The following is a 6878-nucleotide window of genomic DNA, read 5'->3' on the forward strand; positions in this document are numbered from 1 at the left end:
CCGTCGCGGATCACGCTGTCGCGACGGAGCAACGACCGCGACAATGCCACTCAATGGCTTTGTCGCCTTTTGCAGGCGGTCGTTCGTGCCGCTGGGCACGCGCGCTCGTTCTTCACCACGGGGCGGTCGACGCGCCGTTCCGGGTGAGCTGGTCGAAGAAGGACTAACCGATGGGCGAGGGGTACGCATGACCGACACCGGCCAGGTCCCGGGCGAGGGACTGCCGGAGAACGCAGGCATGGTGGAGCAGCCGGGCGTCCCCGCGCACGGCACGTACACCTACCTCTCCGAGACCACCGCCGAGGACGAAGACCTGCTCCTTCCGGGCGCCCAGGGCGCGTGGGGCAACGAAGTGCCCCCGCCCGCCCCGGAACCGCTCGTCGAGGTGGAGGCGGTGCACGAGCCGGGCCCGCACGAGACGGACGGGCGCGACAGCGGCTCCGCCGACCCGGGCGCCTTCCGCCCGCCGCACCCGCACCCGGCCCCCGCCCCGGCCGCCGCGCCGGCGACCCCGCCCCGGCCGCTGCACCTCGGGCCGCCGATCCCCGACACCTCCGCCAGCCCGGTCCGCTCCCTCGCCGACCGCGGCCCGGCGCAGGCCCCGGCCCGCCACGCCGGTCCGCCGGCCACCGGTTCCGAGTACCTCGACGCCCCGCAGCCCGCCGAGGTGACCCCCCAGGGCGCCACGCCCTGGGGCACCCAGGTCCCCGGCCCCGGTGTCCAGGCGCCGGCCGCGGGAACGGTTGCTCCCGCCACCGAACCGGCCGGCGCGGCCCAGGCCGCCGCCCGGCTCGCCTCCGGGGCCGCCGTCGCGGGCCAGGCCCCCGAGGCGGCGTACGCCGCCACGGCCGATGCCGACGCCGCGCCCGCGCCGTACGCGCAGGAGGGCGCCGTGGCGCCGCAGGGGCCGGAGAGCGCGCCCGCGCCGTACGCCGAGTACGCCCAGTACGCCGAGGGCGAGAACGCCGCCGAGGCCGCGCAGGAGGCGCAGACCGGCGCCCCGGGCGAGGTTCCCGCCCCGGCGCCGACCCCGCAGCCCGGCCTGCCGGGCGACGGCGGGCAGGCCGCGGAGGCCGCCCAGGCGCCGGAGCACACGGCACCGGAAGCGGAGAGCGCCGGGCCGGCCGAGGGCGCGCCGGCGCCGCAGGGCGACGGCCCGGCGGACGGCGGTGCGCAGGCGCCGGCGGAGTCCGGCCCGCTGCCGGAGGACGCGCAGGTGGCCCAGGACGCCGCACAGGCGCCGGAGGCCGCGCCCGCCGTCGAGGCGGCGCCTGCTGCCGATGCCGCGCCCGCCGTCGAGGCCGTGCCCGCCGCCGAGGACGGGCAGCCCGCGCCGGATGGCGCGCAGACCCCCGAGGCAGGTGCCGTCGCCGACGGTGCGCAGATCCCCGAGGCCGGGCAGCCGGCCGAACCCGCCCCCGAGGCATCCCAGGCCCCGGCCCCGGAACCCGTGACCGCCCCCGAGGCGGCGGCGCCGCAGCCGGACGCCGCCGTCCCCGGTCGGGCGCCGGACGGCACGCTTCCCGCGGCCGGGGAGGCCGCGCAGCCCGCGCCCGCCGCCGGCGCGGCGCAGCCCGCCGCGCCCACCGGACAGTCCGAGGCACCGCTCGCGGCGGAGCCCGGGCAGCCGCAGCCCGCCGGGCCGGTGCCGGACGCGGAGTGGGCCGGGGCCGCGGTCCCCGCCGCTCCCGGCGGCCACGCGGCGGACCCGGCGCAGGCGGCCGAGGCCCCCGCCCCGGAAGCCGGCCCGTACGCCGAGGCCGTACCGCAGCCGGCGGCTCCCGAGCCGCAGGCGCCCGCCGCCGGACCCGCGCAGACCCCGGCGCAGATGCAGGACCCGCTCCCGCAGGCCGCGGACGTGGCCGCCGCGGACGTCGCCGCCGAGGTCCAGCCGCCCGCCGGCTCGCCCGCGGACGCAGCCGGGACCGGTCCGGCCCCGCAGGCGCCCGCCGCGCACCCGCCCGCCGACGGCCCGCAGCACCTCGCGGCGCCGGCCGCCGACGCCCCCGGCGCGCCCGCCCCGCTCCCGGACCAGCCGGCGGACGCCGCCGCACAGGCGCCCGATACCGCCCCCGCGGCCCCCGCGGTCCCCGCCGCCCAGGAGCCCGGCCCGCAGGCCCCCGCGGCGCCGGCCGCCGACGAGGGCGCCGCCGCCCGGCACGCCGACGACCCCACCGCCCGGGCCGCCGCCCCGGAGAACCAGCAGGAGGACCAGGCCGAGCAGGGGAACCAGGCCGAACAGGAAGAGCAGGCCGAGCAGATGGGCCAGGACGGCCAGACGGGCCAGAACGGCCAGGACGGCCAGGACGCGCCCGCGGCGCAGCCCGCCCGTCCCACCCGTCCCAGCGGCCCCGCCGCACCCGGCTACGACCCAGCCGAGCGCGAGGCCGTGCTGAAGGTGATGCGCGAGCGCCGGGACATCCGCAACGGCTTCCGCAGCGACCCGATCCCGCACGAGGTGCTGCTGCGCGTCCTGGAGGCGGCGCACACCGCGCCGTCCGTCGGCCACTCGCAGCCGTGGGACTTCGTCGTCATCCGCTCCACCGAGACGCGGCGCAAGATGCACGAACTGGCCATGCGGCAGCGGGAGGCGTACGCCCGCTCGCTGCCGAAGGGCCGGGCCAAGCAGTTCAAGGAACTGAAGATCGAGGCGATCCTCGACACGCCGGTGAACATCGTCGTCACCGCCGACCCCACCCGCGGCGGCCGCCACACCCTGGGCCGCCACACCCAACCCCAGATGGCCCCGTACTCCTCCGCGCTCGCGGTGGAGAACCTCTGGCTCGCCGCCCGCGCCGAGGGCCTCGGCGTCGGCTGGGTCAGCTTCTTCGACGAACGTGAGATGGTCCGTGTCCTGGGCCTCCCCGAGCACCTGGAGGTCGTCGCGTACCTCTGCATCGGGTACGTCGACGAATTCCCCCAGGAGCCCGAGTTGATGCAGGCCGGATGGTCCAAGCGCCGCCCGCTGTCGTGGGTGGTCCACGAGGAGACGTACGGCCGTCGCGCCCTGCCCGGAGAGGAACCACACGACCTGCTCGCCGAGACCGTAGCCGGTATCCGCCCGCTGGACGCCAAAGCGCTCGGCGAGGCGTGGGAACGGCAGAAGCGCATGACCAAGCCGGCCGGAGCGCTCGGCATGCTGGAGATCATCTCCGCGCAGCTGTCCGGCCTGTCCCGGCAGTGCCCGCCGCCGATCCCCGAACCCGCCGCCGTGGCGATCTTCGCCGGCGACCACGGGGTGCACGCCCAGGGCGTCACCCCCTGGCCGCAGGAGGTCACCGCCCAGATGGTGGCCAACTTCCTGGGCGGGGGAGCGGTGTGCAACGCCTTCGCCAACCAGGTCGGCGCCGAGGTGTGCGTCGTCGACGTCGGCGTCGCCGGCGACCTGCCGGCCACGCCGGGCCTGCTCCCGCGCAAGGTCCGCCCGGGCACGGCCGACATGACGGCCGGCCCGGCGATGACCCGCGAGGAGGCCAAGCGGGCCGTCGAGGTCGGCATCGAGACCGCCCGCGACCTGGTGGCGGCCGGCAACAAGGCGCTGCTGACCGGTGAGATGGGCATCGCCAACACGACCGTGTCCGCCGCGCTGATCTCCGTCTTCACCGGCGCCGACCCCGCCGAGGTCACCGGCCGCGGCACCGGCATCAACGACGAGACGCTGGCCCGCAAGACCGAGGTCGTCCGCCGCGCCCTGGAACTCCACCAGCCGGACCCGGCCGACCCCATCGGCGTCCTCGCCGCCATCGGCGGCCTGGAGCACGCCGCGATGGTCGGCCTCCTCCTCGGCGGCGCCTCCCTGCGTACGCCGGTGATCCTCGACGGCGTCAGCGCCGGCGCCGCCGCCCTCGTCGCCCGCGCCATCGCGCCCGAGGTCCTGGCCGCCTGCATCGCCGGCCACCGCAGCGCCGAACCCGGCCACGTGGCCGCGCTGAACAAGCTCGGCCTGCGCCCCCTGGTCGACCTCGACCTCCGCCTCGGCGAGGGCACGGGGGCCCTGCTGGCCCTGCCGCTGGTGCAGAGCGCGGCGCGGGCCATGCACGAGGTGGCGACGTTCGACTCGGCGGGCGTCACCGAGAAGTGACCCCGGGCGGGGCCGGCGCGGGGACACCGCACCAGCCCCGCCCCCGAGGCGCCCCGCACCGGCCCCGCCCCCGCGCCGCCCCGCACCCACGTCTAGAATCCGCACGTCAGGGCCGCTCCAGAGCCGTAGCGCCCATCGCACCGCCAGGACGAGGAGCCACACCTCACATGGCCGAACACCCTCCCTACCCCGTGGGCCTCCGCCTCTCTGGACGCCGTGTGGTCGTCCTCGGCGGCGGCCAGGTGGCCCAGCGCCGCCTCCCGGCCCTCGTCGCGGCGGGCGCGGACGTCGTCCTCGTCTCCCCCGAGGTCACCCCCTCGGTGGAGGCCATGGCGGACGCGGGCGAGATCACCTGGAAGCGGCGCCGGTACGAGGAGGGGGACCTCGCCGACGCCTGGTACGCGCTCATCGCGACCAGCGACCCCGAGGCCAACACCCGCGCCTCCGCGGAGGCGGAGCGCCACCGCGTGTGGTGCGTGCGCTCCGACGACGCCGACGCGGCGACGGCCTGGACCCCGGCCACCGGCCACAGCGAGGGCGTCACCGTGGCCGTACTGACCACCGACGCGCGCGGCCGCGACCCCCGGCACACCGCCGCGATCCGGGACGCGGTCGTGGAGGGCCTGCGCGACGGCACGCTCGTGGCCCCGCACCACCGCACCCGCACCCCGGGCGTCGCCCTGGTCGGCGGCGGCCCCGGCGACCCGGACCTGATCACCGTCCGCGGCCGCCGCCTGCTCGCCGAGGCCGACGTGGTCATCGCCGACCGCCTCGGCCCGCGCGACCTGCTGGCCGAACTGCCGCCGCACGTCGAGGTGATCGACGCGGCGAAGATCCCCTACGGCCGTGCCATGGCGCAGGAGGCCATCAACAACGCGCTGATCGAGCACGCCAAGCAAGGCAAGTCCGTGGTACGGCTGAAGGGCGGCGACCCGTACGTCTTCGGCCGGGGCATGGAGGAGGTGCAGGCGCTCGCCGAGGCGGGCATCCCGTGCACCGTGGTCCCCGGCATCTCCAGTTCCGTCTCGGTGCCGGGCGCGGCCGGCATCCCGGTCACCCACCGGGGGGTCGCGCACGAGTTCACGGTGGTCAGCGGGCACGTCGCCCCCGACGACGAGCGCTCTCTCGTGGACTGGCCGTCGCTGGCGAAGCTGACCGGCACCCTCGTCGTCCTCATGGGCGTCGACAAGATCGGCAGGATCGCGGAGACCCTGATCGCGCACGGCAAGCCGGCCGACACCCCGGTCGCCTTGATCCAGGAGGGCACCACGGCCGCCCAGCGCCGCGTCGACGCGACCCTCGCCACGGTCGGGGAGACGGTGCGCGCCCAGGACGTCCGGCCCCCGGCGGTCATCGTCATCGGCGATGTCGTCACCGTGGGGCCGCGCTCCGAGGCGTGACCCACCCCGGGGCGACCCGGACCGTCCCCCCCGGGGGGCGACCTTGGGGGCCGCGCCGACCCGTACTGAACCGTGCCGACCCGCACCGATCCGCACTGATCCGCACCGATCCGCGCCTTCGGCGCCGCACCCAGGACCAGGACAAGGCAGCATCACCCCGTGGCCGATCTCATCACCGTCGACGACCCCGACGACCCGCGCCTGCGCGACTACACGGACCTGACCGACGTCGAGCTGCGCCGCAGGCGGGAACCGGCCGAGGGCCTGTTCATCGCCGAGGGCGAGAAGGTCATCCGGCGCGCCCGGGCCGCGGGTTACGAGACGCGCTCGATGCTGCTGTCCGCCAAGTGGGTCGACACCCTGCGGGACGTCATCGACGCGCTTCCGGCGCCCGTCTACGTGGTCGACCCCGAGCTCGCCGAGCGGGTCACCGGCTACCACGTGCACCGCGGCGCGCTCGCCTCCATGCGGCGCAGACCGCTGCCCGCGGCGGCCGGACTCCTGGCGGGCGCCCGCCGGGTGGCCGTCCTGGAGTCGGTCAACGACCACACCAACATCGGCGCGATCTTCCGCTCGGCCGCGGCCCTCGGCATGGACGCCGTCCTGCTCTCCCCGGACTGCGCCGACCCCCTCTACCGGCGCAGCGTCAAGGTCTCCATGGGCGCGGTCTTCGCCGTGCCCTACGCCCGCGTCGAGACCTGGCCCAAGGGCCTGGAAGCGATCCGCGAGGCCGGGTTCACGCTGCTCGCCCTCACCCCCGACGAGCAGGCCCGCAGCCTCGACGAGGCCGCCCCGCACCGCAGGGACAAGGTCGCCCTCATGCTCGGCGCCGAGGGCGACGGCCTGTCCACCCGGGCCCTGGCCGCCGCCGACGAGCGGGTCCGCATCCCCATGTCCCACGGCGTCGACTCCCTCAACGTCGCCGCCGCCGCGGCCGTCGCGTTCTACGCGGTGACCACCGGACGCCCGCGGGACTGACGGCCGCCACCGGGCGCCGCTACCGGGACCACCGGGACCACCGGGACTACCGGGACACGTCGACCGTCGTGTCGAACGTCGACTCGTACCGCTGCCGCATGAGCTGCCCGTGCAGCGGCGGGTACGACCGCTGCGGCGAGCGGGCCTGCTGCCCCTGCCGCGGCCGTTCGCCGCCGTCGCCGCCGAGACCGCGCGCCGGGCCCTGGCAGCCCTGGACGGCCGCGATGCCGAGCGCCACCAGCAGCGTCACCACGACGAACACGAACAGCCGCTGCCGCAGCAGCCGCGGGTTGGCGGGCCGCAGCCTGGTGCCCGTCGTGCGCGGCCGGGGACGCCCGGCGCCGCCCCGGGCGGCGGGCCGGCCGGCCGGCGAGCGGGTGCCGCCGCGGGAGGCGGTCGTCTGCCGCGGCACCCCGGCG

3 protein-coding genes and 1 pseudogene are annotated in these 6878 nt (G+C 77.5%); 3 read left to right on the forward strand and 1 reads right to left on the reverse strand.

The annotated features are described in order from the left end of the window. The first annotated feature begins 187 nt into the window (after positions 1-187). The 3 genes from cobT to IE225_RS17220 all read left to right on the forward strand — a co-directional run bounded on the left by cobT (position 188) and on the right by IE225_RS17220 (position 6459). Positions 188-4081 carry a nicotinate-nucleotide--dimethylbenzimidazole phosphoribosyltransferase gene (gene cobT / locus IE225_RS17210; RefSeq protein ID WP_190058409.1) on the forward strand — a complete coding sequence of 1298 codons (3894 nt, stop codon included), beginning with the start codon at positions 188-190 and terminating at the stop codon, positions 4079-4081. Positions 4082-4248: 167 nt separating this feature from the next. Continuing rightward, on the forward strand, positions 4249-5481 hold the full coding sequence (gene cobA / locus IE225_RS17215; RefSeq protein WP_190058410.1) for a uroporphyrinogen-III C-methyltransferase: 1233 nt from the start codon (positions 4249-4251) through the stop codon (positions 5479-5481). Positions 5482-5640: 159 nt separating this feature from the next. Further along, positions 5641-6459, forward strand: coding sequence for a TrmH family RNA methyltransferase (locus tag IE225_RS17220; protein WP_190058411.1), 819 nt, complete (start codon positions 5641-5643; stop codon positions 6457-6459). 46 nt (positions 6460-6505) lie between these two features. Here the strand turns inward: IE225_RS17220 and IE225_RS17225 are convergent. Next, positions 6506-6878, reverse strand: a pseudogene (locus IE225_RS17225) (hypothetical protein); the annotation flags it as partial.

The sequence above is a fragment of the Streptomyces echinoruber genome (assembly GCF_014651135.1).
GTDB classification, from domain to species: Bacteria; Actinomycetota; Actinomycetes; order Streptomycetales; family Streptomycetaceae; genus Streptomyces; species Streptomyces echinoruber.